The organism is Ruegeria sp. TASC047, assembly GCF_059612445.1.
In genome coordinates, this window is sequence record NZ_JBXWQP010000056.1 from 61,357 (window position 1) to 86,567 (window position 25,211).

Sequence of the window (25,211 nt, forward strand, 5' to 3'; positions counted from 1 at the left end):
CAAAAGTGACAGTTTGCGAAAATCTTATGTCCAGTTTCGCGATTTGACACGTCTAAGCTGAATTATGAGGTGCTACATTCTCCTGCCAAACGGTAATGTCCCTTGGATTGACCGGATCTGAACCAAGCAAAATTTGACGTGCACGGCCTACAGGCAAAGGCTTTGAAACGTCACTGAAGTTGAACGCGTAGTAGGTCGAGCCGCGTTGGGTTATGCGCAAATCGGGATCGCAAGGCGTTGCATTTATCCCAGCCCAGTTCAGTACCTCACCGACAATCGCTTGCAAAAGCTCATTACGCGGAACCATTGCCAGATAGGTCGTGCGGTCAGAACGGATGACCGCCGGGCTGGCATCGCAATAAGCGCTCTTGAAGCGGGCCAAAACGTGCTCTTTGGTTTCGACGATTTCACGCCAGCCCGTGAATTCAAATTGCTGACCATCGAGAAGAATCACAGCCTCCTGCGCAAGTGAAGGAAGTGATTCGACGCGCGTGACACGGATACCTGTTAACTTTGCCAATTCGCCCGGAGCCAGATTTGAAGGAGTGTTCATCCCGGACGTCTTGCTGCCGGAACGGGCGCCTATCAGTATCTTGGCCCCCGAAGCGTCAAGCTTGTCTGCCAGATCCGCAGTCACTATCATACTTTGTGGCAATAAGATGAGGGCGTAGCCGCTCAGTTCATCTTCAGGACCAACAAAATCAAGATCGACCCCAAAACCACGAATTGCAGTGTACCACTCGCGAAAAATCTGAGCATTGGGGAAATCCTTGTCGTGCGGCAGAATATCCGCCGCCCAGATCGAGGTATAATCCAGCAGCATTGCAACCCGTGCTTTTGCCCGTCTCTCGGGCGGCAACGTTGCGCGATCCTTCACGATCTGGGCCAATTCAACAGCGGCCTGATCCAGGCTGCCATCTGACCGCAATATCGCAGTATGGTATTGCTCTTGCGCAGATTTTGCCTGCCTCCAGCGAAAAAACATCACGGCTTGCGCGCCGTGTGCATAGGCCGCCCAAGTCCAAAGCCGAACCATCCCCTCTGCCGGAGACGGATTCTTATCGGCCCAATCTACCGGACCCGGCTGCTGTTCCAGCACCCACATCCGACCGCGCCCCTGACTGCGATATAAATCACAATGAAAACCCTGATAATCCGGTGCGCCGGTGCGCAAATAACGGCGCTTTTCTTCATCCGAAAGGGTAGAGCCCAAAAGGTTCCCCAGTGGGTAGCTGTCGAACCCGATAATATCCAGATCAGCAGCCACGGCGTGGTGATCGAATTCGAAACTGCCCGCCATGAAGTTATGGGAGATATCCCGCCCCGGCGCATATTTGCGCAGAACATCCACCTGCGTTTTGTTGAACAGACGAACCCGTTCTGAAGAATAGCGCGCGAAATCCAGCGCGTGGGCTGGGTTGGGCGTGGCGACCAACCCGTTGGGCAGTTCGATCTGACCAAACTGAGAGTAGAGTGACCCCCAGAAAACAGTTCCCCACGCGTCGTTCAATGCATCGATTGCGCCATATCGGTCCTCCAACCAGCGCTGGAAACCAGTTCGCGCGGCATCGGAATAGCTGAGAACTGTATCGTGGTCGTTGTACTCATTGTCGATCTGCCACGCACGGACATACGAATTCTGACCATATCTGCGAGCGTATTCAGTTGCGATCCTTTGCGCCTCGGCCAGATAAACCTCACTGGAAAAACAATAATGCCTGCGCGAACCGAACCCTCTGACCCGACCATCCGGCCCAACGGGCAGGATTTCGGGATACTCATCGATCAACCATTTGGGGGGGGCGGCCGTTGGGGTGGACATCATGACCCGTAGTCCAACCTGCCCCAATATCTCGATCACCTCATCCAGCCAGTCCCAGTGAAACTGACCGCGCACGGGTTCGATCAGGCCCCAGGTGAATTCAGCAATCCGCACCCAATCCAACCCCATGTCCGCCATTCGGGCGGCATCGTCTCGCCATTGCGAAGGGTTCCACTGTTCGGGGTAGTAACAAACCCCAAATTCCAGCGCGCTCATCGTGTGTCCTTTGCTGTGCGTCGTTCGATCCACTTCAAGAAACTGGCGCAGCCGAGTGTGAGGACAACATACAGGATTGCCGCCGTGTTGAAGGGAGCAAAGGGCAGAAAGCTGGCCGCCTGAAATTCTCGCATCCTCTGGGTCATGTCGCGGACGGACAGGATTGACAGCAATGACGTGTCCTTGATCATCGCGATAAACTCATTGCCAAGCGGTGGAGTTACAATCCGCAGGGCTTGCGGCAGAACGATAAGCCGCGCCGTATGCCATCGCGACAAACCCAGAGAGCTGCCCGCTTCCAATTGGCCTTTTGGTATCGCCTCGATCCCGGACCGGAAAATTTCGGCCATATAGGCGGAATAACCAACCGAGATCGCGATGATCCCCCGTGTCATATTGGTCATATCGATACCGCCGCCGGTAACATCCTTGACTGCGCCCGCCAGCGGCAAACCGATATAAAGAATGATCACCAGCATCGGAATGCCACGTATCGTATCCACGAAAAACTCGGCCCCGACCGCCAGCGGATGCAGCTTATGCTGAGCCCCGCCGATGGTCAGTGTCAGTAACAAAAACCCGAGCACGGCAAATGCCAGGGCTGGTTTGCGGTACTTGTCGGGTAGAAATCTTGTTTGCCACAGGACCGGATAACCTTGCGAATGCGCCTCCTCCGGGACAAAAGCGCCCGAGACACTGTCGACCGTTTCGATTTGTTCAAGCGCGGCAGTGGCATCGGTTGCGCTGCGGATCCGATACTGCTGACCGCCGGCCCCCTCGAACTCGCCAAACCGGATAATGTCAGCCTGCGCCTGCGGCGTGCCGCGCACAACCGCGATACGCCCCTCGGTGCTGCCCACCAGAACAAAGCTGACCTGCGGCTGCATGAAGAAAAAAGCCGAGGCTGCCAGCAATGCCAAACTGATCGAACCATAGACGACCGTAGTACGCGCCTTTGGTTTAAACGATTGCAACCCTACCCAGACCAAACCAAGAATGGCCGCGAAGATATAGGCAAAGATGGCCGCGCGGAAAGTAATGGCCACCCCGGTCGCGAACTGCCAATGAGCCATGAACATGAGATAAAACAGTACTGCGCCTGTGAGACTCTCCAACCCCAACAAGACGCGCCCGCGCCAGGGCGGCTGCAAACGTGCCGACAATAGGCAAAGTGCGACTACAGCTGCGTAAACCGCCAGGATAACCTGTAATCCCGTCTGAACCCTGGCAATCACGTCCGGAAACAGTACCCAGGTCTGATTGGACCGATCGATGAGGGGCGAGGTGTTTTCGCTGAGCGCATGAAAGAAGACCGACTCGACAAATGGCATCAGAAGTTGCGGAGAAACAAAGCTGATGACCAAAAGCGCCGCAGCAGCCGGTAACGCGGCAAGCGCGCAGAGCCGCAACCAGCCGGGGGAGTTCTGTGAAAACCGCACGTAGCGTGCGCAAAGATATCCAAGGATCGCAACGGTCGCAATCAGCAGAAATCCAACAAAGATGGCCCCCGCGTCTGTGCCGATCCCCAGAATTGCGACCAGAGACCGCAAGTATTTTGAGGATGTGGCGAAAAGGTAGATAATAAAGGGCGCTGCTGCGAGCAACACCAGGTTACTCGGGCGGATCGTGCTGAGGCGCGACATGGAACTTCTCCGCTATGACAAGGCCCGGCGGCAATGGCCGCCGGACCAAAAAAAGGGCGCTAATGGATCAGTTGGTGCCCCAGTATTTGGCTGTCAGCTCGTCCAGCGTTCCATCCTCCTGAATGGCCTTAAGACCGGCGTTAATAGCGTCCACCGTCGGATCGCCTTCCTGAAACACGATACCCAATGGATCGGATTGCAGGCCTGTGATGCCAACAGTCAACTCGCCCGCAAATTCCTGCTCATAGGCCGCCGCCGATGTGCCATCGATGATCACGCCCTGGACGTCTGCGTTCTGAAGCGCCAGAATGGCGGCCGAGAAGTTGTCGTAAAGGCTGACATTCTCGCGCCCGACAAGCTCTTCCGCCAATTGGGCGTTGGTCGTCGCGGTTTGCGCCGCCAGTTTCTGGCCACCGGCTTTGAAGTCCTCAAGTGTCATGTCAGCATTATCGACTTGCAACAGAATGGCCTGGCTGACAACGATGTAAGGCTCGGAAAAGTCCATGGTTTCTTCGCGTTCCGGCGTGATCGACACGCCCGAGATAACCAGATCGAACTCGCCCTGCTGAAGGGCCGCAAAGATACCATCCCAGGCGGTGTTTACGAAGTTGGGAACGCAATTGACCTTCGCACAGATCGCATTCATCACATCGACGTCAAAGCCCACAATCTCTCCGGTTGTTTCATCCACGGTTTCCATCGGTGGGTATGTCGCATCGGTTCCGATTTTCAGAACACGACCTTCCAGGTCGGCAGCAAAAGCCGCTGGAACCATCAGTGTCGTGAGTGTGGCAGCGGCAAGTAAGTTCTTAATCATGTTCAGGTACTCCTTTGTTGGGTCAGGTGGTCTGCGCCGCATCCGGCGCCGGGGTGTCAGGTTGTCGCTCGATCAATGTGGCCCTGATCTTTTTCTGAATCTCGGACGGATCGACCCCGTCCAAAGCTTTCAACATGAACTCACCCAGCAGACGGCTTGTTTCAGCAATCGGCAAGTAATAAGTGCTGGGTGGCGGTACAAAATACTGGCTGAGCTTCAAGTCGTCGTTCGAGATGACCACAATGTCTCTGCCAACCTGTACTCCGGCTTTGTCGGCAGCTGACAGCGCCCCAAGGGTTATGGCCTCATTGGCGCAGATGATGGCGCTCGGCGGTTTTGCCAACTGCATAAGCGTCGCAAATTTCTGCTGACCGGATTCCGCGGTGGTCGGGCCGGTGGAAACCAGTGCCGGATCGAACTCCACACTGTATTCTAACAGCGCATCGGCATAACCCCGGCGGCGTTGCTGCGCATAGATCAGGTCATCCGGCGGGTTTATCAAAGCGATGCGACGATGCCCCAGCCCAAGCAGCCGAGCGGTAGCATCATAGGCCGCTGCCTGACTGTCGAGATCCACAAAAGGATGCGGTTGGGGGCTGTCGCTCATGCCGTATGTGACAAAAGGAAAGCCCTGCCCCTGCAGATACGCGACGCGTTCATCATGAACACGCGTGCCGGAAAAGATCACGCCATCAGCCTGCCCTTCCTGCACGATAGACTTCAACGTCTGCAGCGCAGCCTCGCCATCGCATGTGCTAAATACGCTCAGCTGATAGCGCGATCCAATTAGCGCATTGGATATACCGGCCAGAATTCGCGTAAACGCTACACCTTCCCACTCTTCCGCGGCATCGTTTGAAACACTGACCATGACCGCGATTCGAAAGGATTTATTGGTGCGCAGCTTCAGGCCATCCAGATTCACCCGATATCCCAGATCCGATGCAACTTTCTGAATCTCTTCCCGGGTTTCCCGTTTTACCGATACGGAACCCCGCAAGGCATTCGAGACTGTGCCAACGGAATACCCGGTACTTCTGGCAATCGATTTGATCGTCGCCCGCGCCATCACCCAAACCCTGCCAATTGTTCCGTCAAGAACGACCGACCCGTTTGCAGGGTGCGCACGTGATCATCGGTTTCGTCATGTTCGACAAACAGGTCCGTGCAGTTGGTCGAGGCAAGCGCGCGCAGGGTTGCGTTCCAGTCAACCACGCCTTCGCCCAAATCGCGCCAGCGCGCGTTACCTGTTCCGCCTGCTGGGTCGATATCCTTTGCATGCACGGACAGGATTCGATTGGTGTGGCGGCGGATCGCGTCCGCCGGATCCAGACCAGCCGCAACCAGCCAACCGATATCTGGCTGCCAAAAGACGTCTCCACCGGAAAGGATCAGATCAAGAGGTGTGTCGCCAGCCTCACCGATAAGATCAAAATCATGATTGTGATACGCAAGGCTGATACCATGATCTGTCAGTTGGTTTGCCCATTTGGACAACTGGCCCGACACCGCCCTCCATCCCTCGTCAGTGTCGGGCCGCACCTGGGGCGCCAGCCAAGGCATGACAGCCACCCGGCATTCCATTAGGTTTAATACTTCGACGATATCCGTAAATCGCCCTTCAAACTCTTCCCAATCAAAATGTGCTGACCGAACATTAAGGCCTGACCCGATAATAATGCCAGCCATCTGAGCGGGGGTCAGGCCATGCAAGCCGGTGGTTTCGACATCTGAATACCCGCAGTCCGCAACCAATTGCAGTTGATCTGCAAGATCACCGCATTGCCGCACTGTGTAGAGTTGGGCAGAAACTCGCATCCCTCACCATTGAAACGTTTCAATTAGGGTGAATTACGAGCTGCACCCTTGTCAAGCGCCGTATGGTTGCGATCTGTATGGCCAGCCCTGAGAAGGGGCTCCGAACCTTTGCCCAAGACCCAGATGGGGTGGGCAATCGAGCCTTTTTTTTCAACCGATTTCAGATCCAAACAATGAAGGGCTATACGAGCGGGCTACCAATCTGTATCACCGAAAACGGTATGGCGAGCGGGGAACGTCTTCAGAATGATGATCGCATGGATTATCTCAACCGACACCTGGCTGCCGTAAGGGACGCTTTGGCACAAGATGTTCCGGTAAAGGGCTGTTTTGTCTGGTCACTGCTGTGACAAATGCGATTGGGCCTTCGGATGTGGAAAAAGGTTTGGACTGGTGGACGTGAATTTTGAAACGCTTGAGAGAACACCCAAAGCGTCTTTCATGGCGCTCAAGTCTGCCCTTTCCGGGGGTCAGAACGTCTCTCAGCCGTTAGCGCAACCATCCAGTGCAGTGCATGAGCATTGGAATCTGGTTGCCGACATAGGAGGCACCAACACGCGGCTGGGCGTGGTAACAAACGGAGAGCTGACAGACCTTCGCAAGCGCCCGACGGGGACACTGGAAGATCTGCTGGAAGCGTTTCACGCGCTTAGGGATGAAATCGGAACAAATCCACAGGCGGTCGTGGCGGCGGGTGCGGGCCCTGTCCGGAACGGCACGATTCGGCTGACAAATGCCAATCTGGACCTGTCCGAGGCCGAATTGGCAAAGGCCACTGGTGCCAGTCATACGTTTGTAATTAATGATTTCACCGCTGCAGCGTGGTCGGTGGCAGAAGTAACCCAGAAAGATGTTGCCGTCTTGCAAGGTCACGCGACACCGCCAGCAGGCACGCGATTGGTGGTGGGCCCCGGCACAGGGCTTGGCGTGGGGGCGTTGCTGTTTTCCGAGGGCCACTATCACACAGTCTCCGGCGAAGGTGGGCATGTGGGTCTGTATCCGCGTCACCGCGACGAAGTTGACATCTTTGAAGCAGCCCGCAGCATTGCGCCCGAGTGTTTCTTTGGTGACAGCCTCGCGCTGGAAGCTGAAATGTTCCTGAGCGGTACGGGCTTGCCTATCCTCTATCAGGCGATCGGGCTGGCGGCAGGCCATATACAGACCCCAACGCGCTCGGCGAAAGACATTCTGCTTGATGCCCGCGACCGTTCTGACCCTGTCGCAGTACAAGCTGCTCGGATGTTTAACACCCATCTGGGAGCTTTGATGGGCGACATGGCTGTCACACTGATGCCTGCAGGCGGAGTGTTTCTTGTTGGCGGTGTCGCAGAAAAGAACCGCTGGTTATTCGGTGATGAGTTCAGAGAGGCATTCAACGGCGGTGGCCGTTTCAGCGAACTGCGCCGCTCATTGAACCTGTATGTGTCCGAGCAAGCAGAATTCGGCATCATCGGGGCGAACAATTACTGCAAGAACGCTTTGATGCGATAGCAAGTCTTCCTGACAAAAAATTCTGAAAAGGACTACGAAATGATCCTGTGCTGTGGTGAAGCCCTGATCGACATGATTTCCGAGCCGACAGTGTCAGGCGCACAAGGATTTGTACCGCACACAGGTGGGGCGATATTGAACACGGCGGTCGCAGTCGGTCGTCTGGGTGTTTCCGTCGGAATGCTGACCGGCGTGTCGTCTGACATGTTTGGCCAACAAATTACAAAGGCGCTGAATTCAAGCCATGTTGACACGTCACATGTGATTGTCTCTGACCGCCCCACGACCCTTGCCTTTGTACAGCTTAAAGACGGTCACGCCACTTACAGCTTTGTTGATGAAAACACCGCCGGACGAATGCTGCAACCCGAGGACATGCCGGACCAGCTTACAGCCGTGTCCGCCTTGTATCTTGGGGGTATCAGCCTGGCATGTGAACCCTGCGCGGATGCCTATGCCTCCCTTCTGAATCGCCACGGAGCGGATCGCGCAGTGATGTTGGATCCGAATATCCGACCGGGCTTCATCAAGGATCAGACCCGGTATCGAACCCGTCTGAACCGCATGATTGCGCAGTCCGATATTGTGAAGGTTTCAGACGAAGATCTTGACTGGATCATCCCGGGAGCCGAACCCGAGGCCGCCAAAGCGTCTCTTTTGTTGCAGACCGGTCCGTCAGTTCTCATCGTGACCAGGGGTGGCGACGGGGCGAATGGGTACTTGGCCGACGGTTCCAAGGTTTCGGTTCCTGTAAAACCTGTTCAGGTTGTCGACACGATCGGCGCGGGCGACACGTTTAACGCTGGTGTTCTGACTGAACTCAGCCGCGCAGGGCATTTGACAAAGCAGGGGCTGCGCAATCTGACCTCTGAAAGCTTGCGGGCGGCCATGGCGTTGGGCGCAACTGTTGCCGCCGTAACAGTATCACGCGCCGGGGCAGAACCGCCCTGGGCACATGAGGTTTGATTGCCTGCAAAAACCCGAAAAAACGAACTGGTGACAATCGCATCAAGGCCGAGGGCCGTGGCTGCGGAGATTGCGACCGCCTGGCAGGCTCACAAATTACGTTGGGCCACGGCAGAATAAGCACCTATCGCTTCCGGGCAATGATCCACACGGGATGATATGTCAGTGAGACCCCGCGATCCGTGCCGAACTCCTTAGCGTATTCGTTTTCGAACCGAGCCAGCGTGGACTTGGTCCATGTCCCTTGCGCCCTGCCGTTTACACCTGTTCTTCGCAAATACCTAAGTACCTCGCGGGGCGTATCGAAATAGGTTTGCCTCAGGCTTTCACCAACGGCCAATATCTGCATCGGGCCGTCGACAGCAGCGGCAAGAGCAGTCGGCGTAGTAAGTCCCGGTGCACGCGCAGTTGATCCAATCTGACTAAGCTCTTGATATTGCTGAGGGCCAAAACCCGAAACCGCCAGCCACCCGCCGGGCTCCAGCGCGTCCATCGCTTTGTGAAGCAATTGCAACGGGCTTTCCATCCATTGGATCATCGAAGCCGAGGTGATCAGATCAATCCGGGAAGGCCAGTGAACTTCACGTGCATCACCGGCAATGAACTTGGCCTGTTCCGCATCAGCCGTTGCCTGAGCCTGCGGTGCGATGTCGTTCAATATGAGGTTTGGCAGGTGAAATTTTTGTCGCATCAGACGGGTCAGATGCCCTGTGCCACATCCCAGCTCGAAGACAGTTTCAAAGCGGTCCGGGGCTCCGGCACGACGCAGTTCGGACACCAGCTTGCCTGCAACCCAGGCTTGTTGACTTGCCGTGTCGTGGTAGGTTTGAAAACTTCTGCTAAAGCTCCGCTGCACCCTGTCTGCCAGTTGCGCTGTCATGATACCCAACTCGCCCAACTTTGCTCCGGTAGGAATGGTACGTGCGGCCCCGCAACATGTTCGACTCGGGCCGAGGTTGAGGCCCATGCGGCATCTTGGGCCGCTGTCGGAATGATCCGGTCGTTTGTGGGTATCCACACCCTGTCAAAATCCGGATCAGGGGCAGACCCGCGTTGGATCACGGCAATTAGCTCTTGCTGCGCCGCGACTATATCGAGTTCCGGGGGCTCACCTGGCAAACCTGCACGGCGGCAGAACTTGGCGAAGCTGCGCTCGGAAAGCTGAGCCGCTGTTGCCTTGATCATGTCAGGCGCGATACCACGTTCCGGGCACGCCGGGTGCAAAGTGCCGCTGATGGCGATCAAACGGTCGGGACGAAACCCCGAGCACGCCAACCAATGCGCGGCCGACGCGACACCGAAGGAAAAGGCCAGCATATCTATGTGATCGAAACGGGCGAGATCAGGCAGGGGATCATCGAGGCTAGTGTAGCCTTCCACCAACAGGATATTCCCGCCCCCCGCAAGACCCCGGAACGGAGCATCGCCCAATGCCCATCCACCGAACACAAGGGTCAAAGTACTGTCACCTGATTGCGTCAGCCAACGGCTTTTCATTTCTGCCCCCCAGCCAGAGCAAGCATCGCAGACGTTACCCTGCTCAGTTCGTCCGGCGAAATAACATAGGGAGGCATGCAATAAATATTGCGAGCAAACGGGCGCAGCCAAACACCGGTTTCCGCAGCCAATCCATGTGCGATGGAGGGGTCGACCCGCTCTTCCATCTCGATGACGCCGATTGCGCCAAGCACGCGCACATCCGCTACACCGGATAGATTGCGCGCGGGGGCGAGTTCGGCCTTCATCTGCTGCGAGAGTGATGCAACTTCCTGCTTCCAGTTTCGCTGTTGCAACTGGTCAAGGCTCGCCACCCCTGCCGAACAAGCCAAAGGGTTGGCCATGTAGGTGGGACCGTGCATCAGAACTCCGGCCTCACTTTCCCCGATCCCGCGCGCGACAGCCTCGGTCGCGATAGTGGCGGCCAAGGTGATATGCCCACCGGTCAGCGCCTTACCAAGACACAGGATATCCGGAACCACCCCCGCGTGATCCATTGCAAACATTTCGCCGCTGCGTCCGAATCCAGTTGCGATTTCATCAAAGATCAGCAAAACGTCATGCGCATCACACAAAGCACGCGCCCCGCGCAACCATGCGGGGTGATAGAAATACATCCCACCTGCGCCCTGCACCACCGGTTCAAGGATCAGTGCGGCAATCCTGTTGCCTTTGTCGTTCAGCAACGCCTCTAGCGCCTCCAACCCGTTCTCGGAAGGATCGTCGAGCCACACATCGCCGAACTGGATGTGAGGGCGTGGCAGAAAGTGTTGGATCGACAACGCACCGCGAAACAGACCATGCATCCCGTTGACGGGATCACAAACGCTCATCGCTTTCCATGTGTCGCCATGATAGCCACCCCGGATCGTGGCAAATTCAGACCGTTCGCCCCGGCCTTTGGCAATCTGGTACTGGACTGCCATCTTCAACGCGACTTCAATCGCGACCGAGCCGCTGTCGCTGTAGAAAATGCGATCCAGGCCATCTGGCAGAAGGTCGACCAACCTGCGCCCGAGTTCCACGGCGGGTTCGTGGGTCAGACCACCAAACATCACATGCGGCAGTGTATTCAGCTGCTTTTGCATCGCATCGATGATGGCCTGGTGCCTGTGCCCATGCACCATACACCACCAGGACGACATTGCGTCGATCATTCTGATGCCATCAGCACGCGTCAGCCAGACACCTTCTGCCCCGGTAATCAGGTGCATCGGGCCGGGTTCAAGCACATGTGTATAAGGGTGCCACAGATGGCGCGCATCAAATTCCAACGGGGTCACAGGAACCTCCGAATGGTCGCCACATCGATTGCCGAAAATGCGCTGTTCAGGCGCTGCGGTGTCAGGTCGCTCAGAAATGGCAGGCGTCCCAGATGATGCACTTTACACATCTCGACGATGGTTTGCTCTACGTCCGGCACGGGGTCACCCACGAATACGACGCCGACAACCTCGCAGCCAGCAGCCCGAAGCGCCATTAGGGACAATGTGGTGTGGTTGATCGTTCCCAAGGCGGTGCGCGCAACAAGAACAACCGGAGCCTGCCATCCGGCAATCACGTCCAGAAAGAAGGACTGGCGGTTCAGCGGCACCATGAGGCCCCCTGCCCCTTCGACAACCAGAGGCCCGTCCACTTTCGGAATTTCAAGACGCGAGAGGTCAATCTCAACGCCCATGTCTTCGGCAGACAGATGCGGTGAGGCGGGCATGTTCAGCCGGTACGCTTCGGGCAGGACCTCGGCACCGCTCAGCGCGCTGACGGTTTCAGTGTCTGTAACATCCTCAAGACCAGACTGAACAGGTTTCCAGTACCGGGCCTGCAACGCTGCCGCCAGACCAGCCGAAAACACGGTTTTTCCAACACCTGTGTCGGTTCCGGTAACGATCAGCGCGCTCATGCGGCCTCCGACTGACAGATTGAGATAGTGGTGAACAAGGCCGTGATATCCTGAAGGGTGACATTTCCGGTAATCGAGACGCGCAAACGGGATGTGCCTTTTGGGACAGTGGGCGGGCGGATGCCCCGAACGTCAAAACCCTGCTGCTGCAAAGTGGCCGCCATCGCCATTGTGCGCTCGTCATCTCCCAGTACAACCGGGATGATCTGGCTGTTCAACGCGGCTGCGGGCAACCCCAGTTCCCGTGCGGTGTCATGGGCATGGCGCATACGTTCATGCGCGCCTTCAACCAGACTGACATCCTCGGCCAGTTCCCGTAGCGCAGCACGAACCAGAGCAGCGTTCAAAGGCGACGGAGCGGTCGCAAAGATGAAGGGACGAGCCCGGTTGATCAGGGTATCTATCATCACGCGCGGACCGCAGATCAGCCCACCTGAGACACCAAGCCCTTTACCACAGGTATGCAATGTCAGCAGATCAGCGTTCAGGTCATGCGCAAGACCCCGGCCTCGCTCTCCGAAAACGCCGGTGGCGTGGGCCTCATCAACAACCAAAACTGCATCAGCTTCGCGCGCAAGTACGGACAGGTCTTCCAGCGGCGCCAGATCACCTTCCATGGAATACACGCTTTCGACCGCAATCCAGACCTGACCCGAACCGCCTGTAGATTGCCAGTCGCGCAATACGTTGCGTGCATCCGCAACATCATTGTGACGGAAGGCACGCAGGTCTGCACGGCTGGACCGCATACCTTCATGGGCGCTCGCGTGAACCAGGGCGTCATAAAGGACCAAATCCTCAGCCGCTGGCAACGTGGAGAAGATTGCCTGATTGGCCTGGAACCCGCCTCCCATGAACAGCGCGGCCTCAGCCTCAAAGAATGCGGCCGCTTCCCGCTCCAGCGCTTCATGTTCAGGGTGGTTGCCCCGCAACAGACGTGAACCTCCCGAACCTACAGGCACACCCCGCGACAGCGCATCATGTGCCGCGCGCTGTAACACTTGAGAACCGGCAAGACCCAGATAGTCATTCGACGCGAAATCCAGCCCTTGCGTCGGGATCAAGGCCCGGCGGCGGTGCCGGGCTTGAAGCGCATCAAGCATCGATTCCAGTCGGTTGACTGCTTTCATTCGGCAGCTTCCGTGCAGTTTCGCGTTTCGGCTTTTTCAGCTTGCAGGCCAAGTTTGGCAAACAGGACCGCGTCGGTGTCTTCTTCGGGGTTTTCTGCTGTCAGTAGCGTTTCGCCAACAAAGATCGAGTTGGCACCGGCGAAAAAGCACATCGCCTGCATCTCGTCACTCATGTCGCTGCGTCCGGCCGAAAGCCGCACATAGGACTTGGGCATCAGAATGCGGGCCGTTGCAATGATCCGCACAAAGTCGATCGGATCGATCGGCTCGGCGTCGGCAAGCGGGGTATCGGCCTGCGGCATCAACATATTGATCGGCACCGAGTCAGGTGGAGGCGTCATGTTGGCCAATGTCAGCAACATGTCGATACGGTCGCCAGTATGTTCACCCATCCCCAGAATGCCGCCCGAGCAAACCTTGATCCCGGCTTCCTGCACCCGGTTCATCGTGTCAATCCGATCCGCAAAAGTACGGGTGGTGATGACTTCGGAGTAATAACGTTCCGAGGTGTCGATGTTGTGATTGTAATAGTCCAAACCTGCATCGCGCAGCTGCACCACCTGGGTGTCGTCGAGCATACCCAGCGTCATGCAGGTTTCCATACCCAGTTCCTTGACGCCCTCGACCATCGCGACCAGCGCATCCATGTCACGCGCCTTTGGCTCGCGCCACGCCGCCCCCATGCAAAACCGGGTCGCGCCGCCATCGCGAGCTTTCTTGGCCTCGGTAAGAACGCGCTGAACCTCGATCAGCTTCGATGCGGGCAAGGTTGATCCATTGCGGGCTGATTGCGAGCAATAGGCGCAATCCTCGGCGCAGCCACCAGTCTTGATCGACAATAGCTTCGAGGTCTGGATCTGGTTCGGATCAAAGTTTTCGCGATGCACGGTCTGCGCACGAAACAAAAGATCCATCAACGGAAGATCGTGAATAGCTTGCGCAGTTTTACGGGTCCAGCCGGAGTGTGGGATGATCATTTTATCTATAAAACTTTCTGCAGCTTGCGTTGCTGTAGATTTATTATCGATAAAACTTGAATACGCAACTGTGTTGGCGCAAACGATCATAAATCAAGCGGAAATGCCGCGCCTTCAGAAATCGAGCCCCAGATCGACGGTGCGGGCGGAATGCGTCAAGGCACCGGACGAGATGTAATCCACCCCTGTCGCCGCAATCGATGCCACCCGTTCCAACGTCACGTTGCCGCTGGCTTCGGTCTTCAACCGCCCGCCCACCATGGCAACCGCTTCGCGCAGCATGTCATTGTCCATGTTGTCCAGCAAAACAACCGAAGCACCGCCAACGTCCAGCACTTCGGCAAGCTGATCCAGTCGATCAACCTCAATCTCGACCGCCATCATGTGACTGGCCTGCGCCTTGGCGGCTTCAAGAACCTGACGGATACCGCCTGCCGCAGCAATGTGGTTGTCTTTGATCAGGATCGCATCTGATAAGGAATAGCGGTGGTTGAAACCGCCACCGTGCAGCACGGCCTGTTTTTCCACGATGCGCAGGCCTGGCGTGGTTTTGCGCGTGCAGGTCATGCGGGCCGTAGTGCCGTTGGTCTGCTTCACAAATGCGGCTGTCATTGTGGCAATACCCGTCAGGCGTCCGGCAAAGTTCAGAGCGACGCGTTCGCCGGACAGGATCGATGCGGCAGAGCCCTTGATGGTCATCAGTGTATCACCGCGTACGCAACGCGAACCATCCTTGATCCGCACGTCAACCTCAAGCGACGGGTCCACAAGCCGGAACGCGATTGCGGCGACCTGCATCCCCGACACGACGGCGTTTTCGCGCGCGTTCAGTCTGGCTGTATAGGTTGTTTCCTGTGGGATCACGGCGCGGGTTGTCACATCACCGTAGCTTCCCAGATCCTCCATCAGCGCAGCGCGGACCATGGGTTCCAGGATCAGATCTGGCAGGATCGCATATGTCATGACAGTTCCTCGCAGGCTTTGGCCCGAATGCTCATTGCTTCGGACAAATACATCCGGGACCGCTCTCCGGGCCCATCATTGGCTTTTGGAAAGTCGGATCGCTTATGGGCACCGCGGCTTTCTTCGCGTTGCAAAGCAGCGGCAGCGATCAGGGTCGCGGTGGCACACATGTTGCAAAATGACGGGCAGGCATCGTGCTGCGCCTCCAACTGCGCAATAGTTTGCAGAGCGCGGATTAGGCCCGTCCGGTCCCGGACAACACCAACGTCGCGCGTCATGGTTTCGCGCAACTCCTGGATAGCCTTTGTCGTGTCTGGAGTCACCACATGGACAAACTGCAATGTAACGGGGTCAGCATTTGACACCACCGGAACGGATGCCCCGATACTTTCGGCGCAGATGCGCGCAAAGACAAGCGCCTCAAGCAGCCCGTTCGAGGCCAACCGGTTGGCACCGTGAAGGCCGGTCGAAGATGCCTCGCCGCAGACCCAAAGCCCGTCAAGTGTCGCGCGCCCGTCAGTGTCGGTGGCAATACCACCCATGTGATAATGCGCTGCCGGTGCGACCGGAATCGGTTCGTTGACCGGGTCGATACCATTGCGCGCACAGTATTCGGCAACTGCCGGGAACAGGTCCGTTATCTTCGAGCCTAATGCGGCGCGGGTGTCCAGCATGGGTCGGTTACCCATCTGCACTTCGGCAAAAATTGCACGCGCAACGACGTCTCGCGGGGCGAGTTCTGCGTCCGGGTGGACGGATAACATGAACCGGTCACCCTTATTGTTGATCAGGGTTGCCCCTTCGCCGCGCAACGCCTCGGTTGCCAGCGGAGTCGGATCTTCACCAACATCCATTGCCGTCGGATGAAACTGAACGAATTCGGCGTCAGCAATAAGCGCACCAGAACGTGCGGCCATCCCGATGACCTGCCCACGAATGCGTGCCGGATTGGTCGTCAAGGCATACAACCCACCAGAGCCACCCCCGGCAAGCAATACGGCAGGCCCGCAGATCGTAACGGGCTCGGACCCTGTTTCTGATGCGTCCTGAACCGTGACACCTGTCACCCGACCATTTGATACGTCCAGCGCCGTGGCAAGGACACCTTCCAACACTTGAACCGAGGGTGTTTCATGCACCCGTTCGATCAGGGCAGCCATGATTTCACTACCTGCCTGATCCCCTTTCACCCGTACGACACGGGCGAAGCTATGCGCCGCTTCGCGTGACAACACGTAACTGCCATCCTTGGTGCGATCGAATGGTGTGCCCAATGTCGTCAGGTCAAGGATATATTGCCGAGCCTCGCGCGTGACCAGATCGGCAACGGCCGGAACGACTATTCCCGCGCCAGCCTTGACGGTGTCCAGGCTATGGCTTTCCGGGCTATCCGACAAATCCATTGCCGCGGCCACACCGCCTTGCGCCCATGAGGAACTTGCACCTTCGCCCAAAACATCGGGTGAGATTACAACCACTGGCCGCGGCGCGAGCTTCAATGCTGCATAAAGCGCGCCGATGCCAGCCCCCACAATAATGACGCGATCCGTGGTGACTTTGGTCATTTCAGATCAAATGCCGAGCTTGCGGGACAGATCAATCATCGCCTGAACGGATTTGCGCGCCTTTTCAGCCACATCTTCGGCGACCTCGACCTGCCCTTCCATCATATGCAGGGCGTAGAGGATCTTTTCAAGCGTGATTTTCTTCATATACGGGCACATGTTGCATGGCCCGACAAATTCGACCTCGGGCAATTCATCGGCAATGTTGGATGCCATCGAACACTCGGTGATCAGCATCGCCTTTTTCGGTTTTTCATCATGCACGTATTTGATGATGCCGCTGGTCGAGCCGGAATAGTCTGCCTCGGCCACCACATCCGGCGGGCATTCAGGATGCGCGATCAGCCGTGTTCCCGGGTTCCATTCGCGGAAGTCGCGCAGGTCCTGTGCCGTGTATTGTTCATGCACAATGCAAGAGCCAGGCCAATACACCACGTTCTTATGGCTTTGATTGGCAACATTTTGCGCCAGGTACTGATCCGGCGTCATGATGACCGTATCACTTTCCATGGCGTTCACGATCTGAAGTGCGTTCGAAGAGGTGCAGCAGATATCCGAGGCTGCTTTGACTTCGGCAGTGGTGTTTACATAGGACACAACCGGCGCGCCGGGGTATTTGGCACGCATTTCATCGATTCCCTCAGCGGTGATCGATTCTGCCAACGAACAACCGGCATCCATGTCGGGCATCAGAACAGTCTTCTGAGGGCTGAGGATCTTTGATGTCTCGGCCATGAAATGAACACCGGCCTGAACAATCACATCTTCTTCGACTTCACTGGCCTTGATCGCAAGCTGCAAACTGTCCCCAACGAAATCGGATACACCGTGAAAAATCTCGGGCGTCATGTAGTTGTGCCCAAGGATCACGGCATTACGCTCTTTCTTGAGCGTATTGATGGCTCGCACGTAAGGCGCGTAGATTGCCCAATCTGGTGGGCTGACCACACGATCCATGCGGGCAAACGTGTCTTTCATCTCATTGGCCAGTGTGGCCGATGGGGCAAGGTCATAAACGTCCGAAATCACCGAGCGGACATGTGCAATATCGAGCAACGGGTAGCCACCTTTGTCAGTTGCCTTCAACCCCACGGGGTTGCTGAACGGCTTAGCCCTAGCCGAAACAGTACCGGTTCGAAACCGGAAAATGTGACGTTAGCGCTAAGGCAAACCGACAAAACAAAGGTTGGCGTGGGAATCAGCCCAAAATACCCGGCAATCGCAGCCCGTGTTCACGAGCGCAGGCTTTCGCGTCCTCGTACCCGGCATCCGCATGACGCCAAACCCCCGACGCGGGATCATTCCAGAGCACCCTCTCCAATCGCTTGGCTGCGGCATCGGTTCCGTCTGCGCAGATGACGACGCCCGCATGCTGACTGAACCCCATGCCAACGCCGCCGCCGTGATGCAGCGAAACCCAGGTCGCACCCGATGCCGTATTGACAAGTGCATTCAGCAGCGGCCAGTCTGAAACAGCGTCCGAACCGTCCTTCATCGCCTCGGTTTCGCGGTTAGGTGAGGCGACAGAACCACTGTCAAGATGGTCTCGGCCGATGACGACCGGAGCTTTCAATTCGCCGTTTCTAACCATCTCGTTGAACGCCAGCCCGGCCTTGTGGCGATCTCCTAGCCCGATCCAACAGATCCGCGCCGGCAGGCCCTGAAACGCAATACGCTCCTGCGCCATGTCCAACCAGTTGTGCAGATGGGTATTGTCGGGGAACAGTTCCTTCATCTTGGCGTCTGTCTTGTAGATATCTTCAGGGTCACCGGACAACGCGCACCAGCGGAAGGGTCCGATACCCCGACAAAACAGCGGGCGAATATAGGCGGGCACGAAGCCGGGGAAGGCAAAAGCGTTCTCCAACCCCTCATCCTGAGCCACCTGTCGGATGTTGTTGCCGTAATCCAACGTCGGCACGCCCGCGTTCCAGAAGTCCACCATTGCAGCGACGTGTTGCTTCATCGAAGCACGTGCAGCCTTTTCGACCGCCTTCGGGTCACTTTCGCGCTTGTCTTTCCATTGCGCCATGGTCCAACCAAGCGGCAGGTAGCCGTTTACCGGATCGTGGGCACTGGTCTGATCCGTGACAATATCCGGGCGCATCCCGCCAGCTTGCATCCGAGCGTAAATTTCCGGGAAGATTTCAGCAGCGTTTCCCAACAAACCAACGGATTTCGCTTCGCCCGCCTTCGTCCAGCGATCAATCATTGCCAGCGCTTCGTCCAGCGTCTCGGCTTTTTCGTCCAGGTATTTTGTACGCAAGCGAAAGTCGATGCTGTCCGGGTTGCATTCCACGGCCAGACAACAAGCCCCTGCAAAGACAGCGGCCAGAGGCTGCGCGCCGCCCATTCCACCCAGTCCCCCGGTCAGAATCCACTTACCTGTCAGGTCGCCGCCATAGTGCTGACGCCCGGCCTCGGCAAAAGTTTCATAAGTGCCCTGCACGATGCCCTGTGTACCGATATAGATCCACGAGCCAGCGGTCATCTGGCCGTACATCATCAGACCTTTCTTATCGAGTTCGTTGAAGTGGTCCCAATTGGCCCAGTGCGGAACAAGGTTCGAGTTAGCGATCAATACGCGGGGTGCATCGCTATGGGTGCGAACAATGGCAACCGGCTTGCCGGACTGGACGATCAGCGTTTCATCCTCTTCCAGATCCTTCAGGCTGGCAACGATGGTGTCAAAATCCTTCCACGTCCGCGCCGCGCGGCCAATCCCGCCATAGACCACCAGTTCATGCGGGTTTTCGGCCACGTCCGGATGCAGATTATTCATCATCATCCGCAACGGCGCTTCGGTCATCCAACTTTTGGCGTTCAGTTCAGGTCCGGTGGGCGGAAAGATGTCACGGGTGTTTTTGCGAGGATCGGTCATCGGGCAAGCTCCAATGCTGTGTCATTGAGGACGTCTAGAATGTCTTTCAACCAACGGCGGAGACGGTTGGCTTTGGCGGTGTCAAAAGTCCAGGGCGGCATTTCTGAGGTCAGGTAGGTCGACTGCGTCAGCTCCATCTGGATCGCGTGAATACTGTTATCCGGATGTCCGTAGTGGCGTGTCGTCCACCCGCCTTTGAAGCGCCCGTTCAAAACGGTGCTGTAAGGGGATGAAGCGGCGAACTCATGTGCAATTGTTTCGATTTCCGATGCGCAGGTCATCCCGTTATTTGTACCAATGTTCATTTCGGGCAAAACACCGTCGAACAGAAAAGGAATGCGGCTGCGGATTGAGTGGCAATCATACAGCACAGCGATGCCGTGGATCGCCTTCACCCTCTCCAGTTCGGCCAGCAAAGCGGCGTGATATCGCGCATGAAATGCGTCACGCCGTTCAATGATATCTTTTTCAGTTGGAGGGATGTCCCAGATGTCCTGCCCGTCGAAATCCGTCAGTGGAACTAGGGTCGTCGTGTTCTGTCCAGGGTAAAGAGAATTACCGCCTGGGTCACGGTTGGCGTCGATCACATAGCGATGAAAGGTGGCCCGAACCGTGGTAGCACCGGGCAAAAGCCCGTCGTAAAGCATGTGGATGTGCCAATCCGTATCTGCCAGCGCCCGACCCCGTGCATTCAGTTTGGCATCAATCGCCGCAGGCACATAGGTGCCCGTGTGAGGCAGGCCCAAAACAATTGGACTATCGCCCTGAACTACCTCGACTGGATCAGTCATGCGCCAAGCTCCGGCATGGCGACACCGGTGCCATCGGAAATCTCACCGCTTGCAATAAGGGCCGAGGCTGCTTCGATGTCATTTGCCATGTACCTATCATCTTCCAACGCCGGTACAACCGAACGCAGGCGCGCCATGACACCTTGAAGGCTTTCACTGGTTGGCAGCGGCGCGCGATATTCAACCCCTTGCGTTGCGCACAGCAACTCGACCCCCAGGATACGTTCCAGATTGGTCACCATTTGCCCCAGCCGCCGCGCGCCATGGGCGGCCATTGACACGTGATCTTCCTGATTGGCCGAAGTTGGTGTTGAATCCGTGACGCAAGGATTGGCCAGATGCTTGTTTTCGCTCATCAGTGCGGCTGTCGTGACTTCGGCAATCATCAGGCCAGAGTTCAAACCGGGGTTGGGTGTCAAAAAGGGAGGCAAATCAAAGCTGAGCACTGGATCGACGATCAGCGCGATGCGTCGCTGCGCAATCGCCCCGATCTCGGCCACTGCCAGAGCAATCATGTCGGCGGCAAACCCGACCGGTTCTGCATGAAAGTTTCCGCCTGATACGATCAACCCGGCCTCGGCCAGAACCAGAGGGTTATCGGTGGCGGCGTTGGCTTCGGTTTCCAGTGTCACCGAAGCCTGACGCAGCACATCCATCGCGGCACCAACAACCTGCGGCTGGCAGCGGATGCAGTACGGGTCCTGAACCCGCGTATCTCCGTCCCGGTGGCTTTCGCGAATGACCGACCCAGCCAGTAGCGCGCGCATGGCTGCACCTGCTTCGATCTGGCCCCTGTGGCCACGCAAGGCGTGGATTTCGGGTTGCAAAGGCGCGGTAGACCCCATGATCGCATCAGTTGTCAGGGCTGAAGTGACCAAAGCGCTTTGCGCCGCCCGCCAAGCGCCGAAAAGCCCCGCCAGCGCAAACGCCGTCGAAAACTGAGTACCGTTGATCAGCGCCAGACCTTCCTTGGGACCAAGTTCGACCGGGGTCAAACCTGCCGCTGCCAGCGCGTCGCCGCCAGACATGAGGGTACCGCCAAACTCGGCCTCACCCTCGCCCATCATGACGGCTGCCATGTGCGACAGCGGTGCCAGATCGCCCGAAGCACCAACAGACCCCTGTGCCGGGATTACCGGTGTCACCCCTGCGCCAAGCATCGCTTCCAGCAGGTCAATCAGCTCCAACCGCACACCCGACGCGCCACGTCCGAGGCTGAGCAGTTTGAGCACCATCATGAGCCGCGCAATAGCACGCGAGATCGCTGGTCCGACGCCACAGCAATGGGACAGGATCAGGTTGCGTTGCAGCGTCGCGGTATCCTCGGCCGCGATCTTGACGCTTGCCAGTTTTCCAAAGCCCGTATTGACCCCGTAAACGGCGGCTTCGCCAGTCGCCGCCTCAATGATGCGAGCGTGTGCCGCGGCCATGGCAGGCCTGCAATCGGGGTCCAGCCGAACGGCGCATTCTTGGCGGAATACCTGTTCCAGCTGCGCCAGAGAGACAGTGCCGGGAGTTAACGTCAAAGTGGTCAAAATGCGCCTCCGAATATGCGGACGTGAAGGGGATTAAAACCGATGCGGTAGGCAAGCTCGGCCGGGTGAGTGACATTCCAGACAGCCAGATCCGCCCGCAGGCCCTGAACAATCCTGCCGCAGTCTCTCAGGCCCAGTGCACGCGCGGCATTCACAGTGACACCTTTCAACGCTTCCTCGGGGGTCATTCGAAACAAGGTGCATCCCATGTTCATCGCAAGCAAAAGCGATGTCATCGGAGCCGAGCCCGGATTGCAGTCGGTCGCAAGGGCCATTGGCACGTCGTACTTGCGCAACAGATCAATTGGCGGTTGTTGCGTCTCGCGCAGGGTGTAGAAAGCTCCGGGCAGTATCACGGCCACCGTACCTGCCGCTTCCATGGCTTTGATACCGCTTTCGTCCAGATACTCGATATGGTCGGCAGACAGCGCACTAAAGCTTGCAGCAAGTTTCGCACCACCCAGGTTGGACAGTTGTTCGGCATGCAATTTGACCGGCAGTCCTAGTTCCTTGGCAACGTCAAACAGTGGCACCAGTTGGTCCGGCAGGAAGGCAATCCCTTCGCAAAAGGCGTCCACTGCGTCTACCAAACCCTCGGCATGAGCCGCGCGAAGGGTCGGAATGCAAATCTCTGCAATGTACGCCTCGGGCCGGTCTTTATACTCGGCGGGCACAGCATGAGCGCCCAGAAAACTGGTCACAATGCGCACCGGGCGGCTTTCCTGCAGGGCCCGCGCGGCGCGCAGCATGGTCAGCTCAGTTTCACGATCAAGCCCATAGCCCGATTTGACCTCGATCACCGAGACCCCTTCGGCGATCATCGCGTCCACGCGCGGCAGGGCCTGCGCAATCAAATCCTCTTTACTGGCCGCACGCGTGGCTTTCACGGTCGAAATAATACCACCGCCCGCGCGGGCCACCTCTTCATAGCTGGCACCGTTAAGGCGCATCTCGAACTCAGCTGCGCGGTGGCCGCCATGCACTACATGGGTATGGCAATCGATCAGAGCCGGCGTCACCAACCGCCCGTCCAGCAAGGTTTGAGAGAACGTCGCGTATTCTTCCGGCAACTGCGTCTTCGGACCGACCCACGCGATCCGGTCCCCACGCACGACAATCGCCGCGTCTTCGATCAATCCGTATGCATCCGCACCAACCATGGTCGCGGCGTCCAGATCTGTGAACAGATGATCGTGGGTTTGCATTCGAATCCCTCTTCGGTGCAATTCTCTCTTTTCTGGTACAGGTCTTTATGGCATATGTCTATTCATAAAACCGGAGGTAGGGATGACGGTCATTTTCGCAAAACGGGCCTTTCTGGCAGTCGGCTGGGCAGAGAATCTGCGACTCGAGATCAAGAATGGTCGCATTGCCCGACTGACACCCAATGCTGTCGCGCAAATCGGCGACACCCGCGTCGACACTCTACTGCCCGCTTTGGCCAACCTTCACAGCCATGCCTTTCAGCGCGCCATGGCGGGAATGACCGAATATCGGCTGGCTGGCCGTGACAGTTTCTGGACTTGGCGCGATCTGATGTATCGCTTCACAGCCCACCTGAACCCTGACCACATTCAGGCCATCGCCGCGCAAGTTTATGTCGAGATGCAGGAGGCCGGATACGCCTCGGTCGGTGAATTCCATTACCTGCACCACCAACCGAACGGGCAACCCTATGACAGAATTTGCGAACTCAGCGACCGTATCATGGCCGCCGCCGCCGAGACCGGAATTGGCCTGACCCATCTGCCCGTGCTCTACAGCTATGCAGGAGTTGGGGAAAAACCGCTGGAGGCGGGGCAGAGACGCTTTGGAAATGATGTGGACCGTTTTTGCGAACTTGTCGCGCAGGCGCGGGATGCGCTCGGTAATCTTCCCGACGACTGTCGCGTCGGCATCGCGCCACACTCCTTGCGCGCCACCTGTCCGCGCGATCTGGCGCAAGTGGTGGCATCACAAAGTTCCGGTCCAATTCATATTCACATTGCCGAACAACCCAGAGAAGTTGAGGAAGTTCAGGCTGGCCTTGGCGCGCGTCCGGTCGAATGGCTGCTGGATAATGCCCCGGTTGATTCCAACTGGTGCCTGATCCATGCCACCCACATGACTGACGAAGAGACTCGCGCCATGGCCCATAGCAATGCCGTTGCCGGTCTGTGCCCGGTGACAGAAGCCAACCTGGGCGACGGGTCTTTCAACGGCCCTGTCTATCTGAGCGCAGGCGGCGCTTTTGGCGTGGGATCGGACTCCAACGTGTTGATTTCTATGACCGAAGAACTCCGCACACTCGAATATTCGCAACGACTGCGCGACCTGTCACGTAACGTGATGGTGGTCGGCGAAGGCTCGGCCGGACAAACCCTTTATCGCGGCGCAGCTATGGGCGGCGCGCAGGCGCTTGGCCGCAATGCGGGGCAAATTACCGAAGGAATGCTGGCTGATCTCGTCGCCATCGACAGTCAGGCCCCTGCCCTTTGTGCACTACAGCCCCACCAGTTGCTGGATGGTTTAGTCTTTGCCGCCAAAGACAATGTCGTTACTGATCTTTGGTCCGCAGGCCGACACCAGGTTCAAAACGGGCGTCACGTCCTGCGGGACAAAGTCGCGAACAACTACAAACAGGCAATATGTGGGCTTCTTGCTGAGCTTTAGATCGGGGCTTTGCCGAAACACACGCGAAGGATCTTAGCGCCTGCAGCCGGACTGATCGTAACAGCGGCGTTCAGCGTCATTGCGTCTCCGGCAACCAGCTGCGTTTTGTCTGACATGTGGGCCATTCCTGAGGCGACAAAGATAACCTCGCCCGCTGTCGCTTCGAATTCCTGATCACTTGCAAAAACATTCACTACCATAACGACGACCTTTGGATCGTAGATCGCATTGAACGCACGACACGGCCCGCCTAACAGCCGCGCATTCAGCGCGAGCGCTCCGTCGAACGAAACCGGCAGGAATGGTCGCGCTGGTAAAACGCCACTATCACCGAGCAAGTCAAGCCCGGCGCCTTCGATGATCGTGTGTACACGCGCCATGCCTGGAAATCGGGAAAATGGCCCATCCCGATCGATCCGGGCCACACTGATACGCCAGACGACGTGCTCGCCGACCCGCTTCGCGGCAAGTTCGGTTGTTACACCGCCACCATTGGCCCAAGGCGTAACCGCGCAATCCTGCAATCTTATAAGGTTCTGGGTCAAAT

At 57.3% G+C, this 25,211-nt stretch carries 23 protein-coding genes; 4 read left to right on the forward strand and 19 right to left on the reverse strand.

What is annotated here, in order from left to right:
* Positions 1 to 52 precede the first annotated feature (52 nt).
* From AC2FLO_RS21005 to AC2FLO_RS21025, 5 genes are all read right to left on the reverse strand, one after another.
* Positions 53 to 2,038 (reverse strand): beta-galactosidase, encoded by a 1,986-nt coding sequence (locus AC2FLO_RS21005; protein WP_496754211.1) that lies wholly within the window; start codon positions 2,036 to 2,038, stop codon positions 53 to 55.
* Complete coding sequence (locus AC2FLO_RS21010) at positions 2,035 to 3,681, reverse strand: amino acid ABC transporter permease (protein ID WP_496754213.1); 1,647 nt, start codon at positions 3,679 to 3,681, stop codon at positions 2,035 to 2,037. Before AC2FLO_RS21010 ends, AC2FLO_RS21005 begins: the two co-directional genes overlap by 4 nt.
* Before the next feature lie 67 nt (positions 3,682 to 3,748).
* The gene (locus AC2FLO_RS21015) at positions 3,749 to 4,498 is read right to left on the reverse strand and encodes a basic amino acid ABC transporter substrate-binding protein (protein WP_496754215.1); all 750 of its coding nucleotides are present in this window, start codon (positions 4,496 to 4,498) and stop codon (positions 3,749 to 3,751) included.
* Positions 4,499 to 4,520: 22 nt separating this feature from the next.
* Positions 4,521 to 5,567: a LacI family DNA-binding transcriptional regulator gene (locus AC2FLO_RS21020; protein ID WP_496754216.1), complete on the reverse strand. Its 1,047-nt coding sequence runs from the start codon at positions 5,565 to 5,567 to the stop codon at positions 4,521 to 4,523.
* The gene (locus tag AC2FLO_RS21025) at positions 5,567 to 6,316 is read right to left on the reverse strand and encodes a sugar phosphate isomerase/epimerase family protein (protein WP_496754217.1); all 750 of its coding nucleotides are present in this window, start codon (positions 6,314 to 6,316) and stop codon (positions 5,567 to 5,569) included. Before AC2FLO_RS21025 ends, AC2FLO_RS21020 begins: the two co-directional genes overlap by 1 nt.
* 221 nt (positions 6,317 to 6,537) lie before the next feature.
* On the opposite strand from AC2FLO_RS21025, the gene AC2FLO_RS21030 reads away from it, so the two are divergent.
* The 3 genes from AC2FLO_RS21030 to AC2FLO_RS21040 are packed head-to-tail and all read left to right on the forward strand — an operon-like array spanning position 6,538 to position 8,773.
* Positions 6,538 to 6,666 carry a family 1 glycosylhydrolase gene (locus tag AC2FLO_RS21030; RefSeq protein ID WP_480616868.1) on the forward strand — a complete coding sequence of 43 codons (129 nt, stop codon included), beginning with the start codon at positions 6,538 to 6,540 and terminating at the stop codon, positions 6,664 to 6,666.
* A 43-nt stretch (positions 6,667 to 6,709) separates the two neighbouring features.
* Complete coding sequence (locus tag AC2FLO_RS21035; RefSeq protein WP_496806831.1) at positions 6,710 to 7,807, forward strand: glucokinase; 1,098 nt, start codon at positions 6,710 to 6,712, stop codon at positions 7,805 to 7,807.
* A 39-nt stretch (positions 7,808 to 7,846) separates the two neighbouring features.
* The gene (locus AC2FLO_RS21040) at positions 7,847 to 8,773 is read left to right on the forward strand and encodes a carbohydrate kinase family protein (RefSeq protein ID WP_496754220.1); all 927 of its coding nucleotides are present in this window, start codon (positions 7,847 to 7,849) and stop codon (positions 8,771 to 8,773) included.
* 124 nt (positions 8,774 to 8,897) lie between these two features.
* On the opposite strand, the gene AC2FLO_RS21045 is transcribed toward AC2FLO_RS21040, so the two are convergent.
* From AC2FLO_RS21045 to hutI, 13 genes are all read right to left on the reverse strand, one after another.
* Complete coding sequence (locus AC2FLO_RS21045) at positions 8,898 to 9,653, reverse strand: methyltransferase domain-containing protein (RefSeq protein ID WP_496754222.1); 756 nt, start codon at positions 9,651 to 9,653, stop codon at positions 8,898 to 8,900.
* Positions 9,650 to 10,270, reverse strand: a complete 621-nt coding sequence (locus tag AC2FLO_RS21050) for a pimeloyl-ACP methyl esterase BioG family protein (protein WP_496754224.1) — start codon at positions 10,268 to 10,270, stop codon at positions 9,650 to 9,652. The genes AC2FLO_RS21045 and AC2FLO_RS21050 overlap by 4 nt, the downstream gene beginning before the upstream one ends.
* Positions 10,267 to 11,553 carry an adenosylmethionine--8-amino-7-oxononanoate transaminase gene (gene bioA, locus AC2FLO_RS21055; protein ID WP_496754226.1) on the reverse strand — a complete coding sequence of 429 codons (1,287 nt, stop codon included), beginning with the start codon at positions 11,551 to 11,553 and terminating at the stop codon, positions 10,267 to 10,269. The genes AC2FLO_RS21050 and bioA overlap by 4 nt, the downstream gene beginning before the upstream one ends.
* Entirely contained in the window at positions 11,550 to 12,170 is a 621-nt protein-coding gene (gene bioD, locus AC2FLO_RS21060; RefSeq protein WP_480487368.1) for a dethiobiotin synthase, read from the reverse strand. The genes bioA and bioD overlap by 4 nt, the downstream gene beginning before the upstream one ends.
* Complete coding sequence (locus AC2FLO_RS21065; RefSeq protein ID WP_480588625.1) at positions 12,167 to 13,300, reverse strand: 8-amino-7-oxononanoate synthase; 1,134 nt, start codon at positions 13,298 to 13,300, stop codon at positions 12,167 to 12,169. The genes bioD and AC2FLO_RS21065 overlap by 4 nt, the downstream gene beginning before the upstream one ends.
* Positions 13,297 to 14,277 carry a biotin synthase BioB gene (gene bioB, locus AC2FLO_RS21070; protein ID WP_209507670.1) on the reverse strand — a complete coding sequence of 327 codons (981 nt, stop codon included), beginning with the start codon at positions 14,275 to 14,277 and terminating at the stop codon, positions 13,297 to 13,299. Before bioB ends, AC2FLO_RS21065 begins: the two co-directional genes overlap by 4 nt.
* 114 nt (positions 14,278 to 14,391) lie before the next feature.
* A complete protein-coding gene (gene nadC / locus AC2FLO_RS21075) occupies positions 14,392 to 15,240 on the reverse strand; it encodes a carboxylating nicotinate-nucleotide diphosphorylase (RefSeq protein ID WP_496754227.1) in 849 nt (282 codons plus the stop codon).
* Positions 15,237 to 16,805, reverse strand: a complete 1,569-nt coding sequence (locus tag AC2FLO_RS21080; RefSeq protein ID WP_496754229.1) for an L-aspartate oxidase — start codon at positions 16,803 to 16,805, stop codon at positions 15,237 to 15,239. Before AC2FLO_RS21080 ends, nadC begins: the two co-directional genes overlap by 4 nt.
* Before the next feature lie 6 nt (positions 16,806 to 16,811).
* The gene (gene nadA / locus AC2FLO_RS21085) at positions 16,812 to 17,861 is read right to left on the reverse strand and encodes a quinolinate synthase NadA (RefSeq protein WP_496754230.1); all 1,050 of its coding nucleotides are present in this window, start codon (positions 17,859 to 17,861) and stop codon (positions 16,812 to 16,814) included.
* A gap of 142 nt (positions 17,862 to 18,003) precedes the next feature.
* The gene (hutU, locus tag AC2FLO_RS21090) at positions 18,004 to 19,686 is read right to left on the reverse strand and encodes a urocanate hydratase (RefSeq protein WP_496754232.1); all 1,683 of its coding nucleotides are present in this window, start codon (positions 19,684 to 19,686) and stop codon (positions 18,004 to 18,006) included.
* Complete coding sequence (gene hutG / locus AC2FLO_RS21095; protein WP_496754234.1) at positions 19,683 to 20,477, reverse strand: N-formylglutamate deformylase; 795 nt, start codon at positions 20,475 to 20,477, stop codon at positions 19,683 to 19,685. Before hutG ends, hutU begins: the two co-directional genes overlap by 4 nt.
* Positions 20,474 to 22,012 (reverse strand): histidine ammonia-lyase, encoded by a 1,539-nt coding sequence (gene hutH / locus AC2FLO_RS21100; protein WP_496754235.1) that lies wholly within the window; start codon positions 22,010 to 22,012, stop codon positions 20,474 to 20,476. The genes hutG and hutH overlap by 4 nt, the downstream gene beginning before the upstream one ends.
* Positions 22,009 to 23,217 (reverse strand): imidazolonepropionase, encoded by a 1,209-nt coding sequence (gene hutI / locus AC2FLO_RS21105; RefSeq protein WP_496754236.1) that lies wholly within the window; start codon positions 23,215 to 23,217, stop codon positions 22,009 to 22,011. The genes hutH and hutI overlap by 4 nt, the downstream gene beginning before the upstream one ends.
* An 82-nt stretch (positions 23,218 to 23,299) precedes the next feature.
* Between hutI and AC2FLO_RS21110 the strand changes: the two genes are divergently transcribed.
* Positions 23,300 to 24,664, forward strand: a complete 1,365-nt coding sequence (locus AC2FLO_RS21110) for a formimidoylglutamate deiminase (protein WP_496754238.1) — start codon at positions 23,300 to 23,302, stop codon at positions 24,662 to 24,664.
* On the opposite strand, the gene AC2FLO_RS21115 is transcribed toward AC2FLO_RS21110, so the two are convergent.
* Complete coding sequence (locus AC2FLO_RS21115) at positions 24,661 to 25,209, reverse strand: HutD/Ves family protein (protein WP_496754239.1); 549 nt, start codon at positions 25,207 to 25,209, stop codon at positions 24,661 to 24,663. The two genes, AC2FLO_RS21110 and AC2FLO_RS21115, sit on opposite strands and share 4 nt — an antisense overlap.
* Positions 25,210 to 25,211 lie beyond the last annotated feature (2 nt).